Source organism: Hansschlegelia beijingensis (genome assembly GCF_045505405.1).
GTDB lineage: Bacteria > Pseudomonadota > Alphaproteobacteria > Rhizobiales > Methylopilaceae > Methylopila > Methylopila beijingensis_A.
In genome coordinates this window covers 1-4,285 of record NZ_JBJKEX010000268.1, presented here as the reverse complement: position 1 = coordinate 4,285, position 4,285 = coordinate 1, and the positions used below count along the sequence as shown (strand labels likewise).

The window sequence follows — 4,285 nt, the reverse complement described above, 5'->3', positions numbered from 1 at the left end:
GCGAACGGCTGGTGTCCAGCCGCACGAAGCGCTCCATGGCGCGCGACCGGTCCTGCGGCGGAATGCCCGGCCCGCGATCCGCCACCACGATGCGCGCCTCCGTCTCGTTCGCCGAGGCCGAGACCGTCACCTCGCCCGGCCGCCCCTCCGACGCGCCATAATTGAGCGCGTTCTCCACAAGGTTCGCCACGAGCTGTCCGATGAGCTCGCGGTTGCCGAGCACGCGGATGCTGGCGGGCGCGTCGACCGTGAGGGTCGCGCCCCGCTCCTCGGCGAGCGGCTCGTAGAGCTCGACCACGCCGCGCGCGACCTCCGCGACGTCGACCTCGGAAATCTGCCCGCGGGCGCCGCCCGATTCGGCGCGGGCGATCAGCAGCAGCGCGTCGAAGATCCGGATCATGCCCTCCGAATCCGAGATGATCTGCTCCATCGCGGCCTGCCACTCGTCATCGCCATGGGCGGCGCGCAGCGCCGCCTCGGCGCGGTTGCGCAAGCGGGTCAGCGGCGTCTTGAGGTCATGCGCGATGTTGTCCGAGACCTCCTTGAGCCCGGCCATGAGCTCGTTGATGCGGTCCAGCATCGCGTTGGTGGCCTGCGCCAGGCGATCGAACTCGTCGTCGGACCCGGTCACGGCGAGCCGGCCCGAAAGGTCGCCCGCCATGATGGTCCGGCTCGTCTCCGTCATCGCGTCGAGCCGCTTCAGGACGCGGCGGGCGACGAACACGCCGCCGGCGAGGCCGAACACCACGACCAGCCCGAGCGACCACTGCACGGCGTTGGCGATGACCGCGGAGAGCCGCTCGCGCTCCTCGGTGTCCCGCCCGACCAGCAGCCTGTAGCCGCCCGGCAGCACGAACACCCGCACCACCGCCGGATAGGGCGCGACGCTGTTCTCGCCGACGCGCTGATACGGAATCTCGCGTTCGCCGGCCTCCGCCAGCGAGGCGCCGGGGATCGCTTGCAGGTTGCCGGCCAGAACGTCGCCCTGGAACGTCGTCAGCAGGTAGAGCGTGCCCTGCGAGGAGCGGTTGGAGCGCTCGTCCACCACCGCGACCAGCTTGCGGATGCCGCCCTGCCGGTACTGCTCGGCGAGGCCCGTGATCTCGGCGTCGACGGTGGCGTTCAGCTGGGCGGCGATCAGCGCGTTGGCGTGCCAGGCCACATAGGCCAGCACGACGGTCGAGAGCGTCGCGAACACCAGCAGATAGGCGAGCGCCAGCCGGAATGCGGTCGTGCGGAGGAGCTTACCGAGCGCCGTCACGGATCATGTAGCCCGCGCCGCGCACGGTGTGCAGCAGCTGCTTGTCGAAGCCCTTGTCGATCTTCGAGCGCAGGCGGGAGACATGGACGTCGATCACGTTGGTCTGGGGGTCGAAATGATAATCCCAGACATTCTCAAGAAGCATCGTGCGCGTGACCACCTGGCCGGCGTTGCGCATCAGATATTCGAGAAGGCGGAATTCACGCGGCTGGAGGGGGATGTCCTGCCCGGCGCGCGTCACCGTGTGAGACAGGCGGTCGAGTTCGAGATCGCCGACCCGGTAGACGGTTTCGGCCGCCGCCGGTCCGCCGCGGCGCGACAGCGCCTCAACGCGGGCGAGCAGTTCGGCGAAGGCGTAGGGCTTGGTCAGATAGTCGTCGCCGCCCGCCCGCAGGCCCTGGACGCGATCGTCCACCTGGCCGAGCGCCGAGAGGATCAGCACCGGAGTCTTAAGCCCCTCGGCCCGCAGGCGCCCGATCAGCGACAGGCCGTCGAGCTTCGGCAACATGCGGTCGATCACCAGCACGTCGTAGTTCGACCCGGTGGCGAGCGCGTAGCCGTCCAGCCCGTCCGCCGCGTGGTCGGCCACATGGCCGGCCTCGGTCAGGGCCTTGACGACGTAGGCCGCCGCTTCGCGGTCGTCTTCGACGATCAGGAGTTTCATGGAGTTGGTCATGGCGCGGAGGCGATCCGGCTGCAAGCGCGTCGCTGCTGAAATGCGCCGCCCCGGGCGGGCGAGGGAGAAGCGACCCGCCCGGGGCGCGAATGCGAAGCGGCGGACGGGCGGGGGAAGTCCGTCCGCCGCTCGCAGTCAGGTCCCGTCGGCCGCGGGGGGTCGGCCGGGCGGGACCTGTCGGCAGAGCCTCAGCTCTTGCCGATCTCGATCGCCACGAAGCGCGTGGCGTCGCTGCGCTTGATGAGCAGAAGCACGGACTTCTTGCCCTCCTTCTGCGCAGCGTCGAGCTGGGAGGTGACGTCAGAGACGCTCGACACGTCCTTGCCGCCGACCCGCAGGATCACGTCGCCCGCCTCGAGCTTGCCCGCTGCGGCGCCGTCCTCGTCGACATTGGTGACCACCAGGCCCTGGTCGCCCGCGCCCGCCATCTTGCTGGCCGGCGTGACCTCGATGCCGAGCTTGACCTTGGAGCCGGAGGCGTCGTCGTCGCCGCTCTGGTCGGCCGCAGCCTGCTTGGGCTCTTCGGGCAGCGTGCCCAGCTTGAGCGTCTTGGTCTCTTCCTTGCCGTCGCGCCAGATGGTGAGCGTGACCTCCTTGCCCGGATCCATCGAGGCGATCTTGCGCGACAGGTCGCGCGCGCTGCCGATCTCCTCGCCATCCACCTTGAGGATGGTGTCGCCGGACCTGAGGCCCGCCTGCTCGCCGGGGGTGCCCTTCTGGGCTTCCGCGACGAGCGCGCCCTGCGCCTTCTTCAGGCCGAGGCTCTCGGCGATCTCATCCGTCACCGGCTGGATCTGCACGCCGATATAGCCGCGGGCGATGGTGCCGCCGTTCTTGAGCTTCTCGACGATGTTCGTCGCGACTTCCGACGGGATCGAGAACGCGATGCCGACATTGCCGCCGGACGGCGAGTAGATCGCGGTGTTCACGCCGACGACTTCGCCGCGGAGGTTGAAGGTCGGGCCGCCGGAGTTGCCGCGGTTCACGGCCGCGTCGATCTGCAGGAAGTCGTCATACGGGCCCGCGCCGATGTCGCGGCCGCGCGCCGAGACGATGCCGGCCGTGACCGAACCGCCGAGGCCGAACGGATTGCCGACCGCGATCACCCAGTCGCCGACGCGGGGACCGTCGCTGGCGAACTTCACATAGGGGAAGTCCTTCTTGTCGCCCTCGACCTTGAGCAGCGCCAGGTCGGTGCGCGGATCAGTGCCGACGACCTTCGCCTTGTAGGTGGTGTCGTCGTCGGGCTTGAGCTCGACTTCCTTGGCGCCCTGCACGACGTGGTTGTTGGTCACCACGTAGCCGTCGGACGAGATGAAGAAGCCGGAGCCCTGCGCCATGCCGCGATGCTGCCGCGGCTTGCCGCCCTGGCCCTGGCCGAACTCCCTGAAGAACTTCTTCAGCGGATGATCGTTGGGAAGCTGGTCGAGCCCGGGCACGCCGGGCATGCCGCCGGCGCTGGCCTCGTCGTCGGTCGCGATGTTCTTGACGCGGACGCTGACGACCGCGGGCTTAACGCGGTCCACGACCTCGGCGAAGCTCGGCAGAGCCGGGCCGGCCTGAGGCTGGATGGCGGAGGCGGTGTCGGCGCGAGCCGGCGCGACATAAGAGGTAAGCGCCTGCCCGCCGAGCGCGCCCGCGACGCCGAGCGCCAGCGCCGAGGCGATGACCGTCCTGCGGCGCCGTGCGAGGAAGCCGCTGCCGGTATCCGACGGCCTTCTGGGTTCAATCGTCATTCGTGTGATCTCCAGGCGGAAAGGTCCTGAGCCCCATATGGGCGGTTGATGCGGAGATTCACGTATTCGGCCTTACGGCTGTCTGACTGCGGCGTGAAATTTCGTTAAGGCGCCGGGCCGGCGGCTCAGCCCTTGGCGCCCGGCCCGGCTTCGCGCGCCAGAAGCGCCTCCACCCTGACACGCTCCTCCTCGGTCAGACCCTGCGCGGCGGCCGTGCGGCGGCGCGCCCGGAACGCCCAGACGGCGTAGCCGGCGAGGCCGAGAACAAGGATCGTGGGCGCGAAGCCCCAGAGCAGCAGCGTCTCGCCCCGCAGCCGAGGGCGGAGCAGGACGAACTCGCCATAGCGCTCGGTGAGGAAGGCCAGCACTTGCCGGTCGTCGTCGCCCGCCCTGATGCGCTCGCGGACGAGCAACCGTAAATCCTTCGCGAGCGGAGCGTCGGAATCGTCGATCGACTGGTTCTGGCAGACCATGCAGCGCAGCTCGGCGCTGATCTCCCGCGCCCGCGCCTCCTGGGCCGGGTCAGGCAGTTGCTCGCCCGGGTTCACCGCGAGGGCCGGCGCGGCGAGGAGCGCGAAGGCGAGCGCCGAGCTGCGCTGCATGGTCTGCCAG

The 4,285-nt window shown here is 69.8% G+C and carries 4 protein-coding genes; all 4 read right to left on the bottom strand.

Going from position 1 to position 4,285, the window contains the following annotated elements; all coding sequences use genetic code 11:
• A partial coding sequence (locus ACIKT0_RS13980; RefSeq protein ID WP_407105930.1) for an ATP-binding protein occupies window positions 1–1,261 on the bottom strand: 1,261 nt, incomplete at its 3' end.
• Entirely contained in the window at window positions 1,245–1,937 is a 693-nt protein-coding gene (locus ACIKT0_RS13975; protein ID WP_281375285.1) for a winged helix-turn-helix domain-containing protein, read from the bottom strand. The genes ACIKT0_RS13980 and ACIKT0_RS13975, both read right to left, overlap by 17 nt.
• Window positions 1,938–2,125: 188 nt before the next feature.
• A complete protein-coding gene (locus ACIKT0_RS13970; protein ID WP_407105929.1) occupies window positions 2,126–3,673 on the bottom strand; it encodes a Do family serine endopeptidase in 1,548 nt (515 codons plus the stop codon).
• A gap of 125 nt (window positions 3,674–3,798) precedes the next feature.
• Window positions 3,799–4,275, bottom strand: coding sequence for a cytochrome c-type biogenesis protein (locus ACIKT0_RS13965; protein WP_407105931.1), 477 nt, complete (start codon window positions 4,273–4,275; stop codon window positions 3,799–3,801).
• Between the last annotated feature and the right edge of the window lie 10 nt (window positions 4,276–4,285).

Bases quoted from the DNA above. Each gene is read 5' to 3' on its own strand.
- ACIKT0_RS13975 (WP_281375285.1), bottom strand. From the start codon at position 1,937: ATGACCAACTCCATGAAACTCCTGATCGTCGAAGACGACCGCGAAGCG.
- ACIKT0_RS13965 (WP_407105931.1), bottom strand. From the start codon at position 4,275: ATGCAGCGCAGCTCGGCGCTCGCCTTCGCGCTCCTCGCCGCGCCGGCC.
- ACIKT0_RS13970 (WP_407105929.1), bottom strand. From the start codon at position 3,673: ATGACGATTGAACCCAGAAGGCCGTCGGATACCGGCAGCGGCTTCCTC.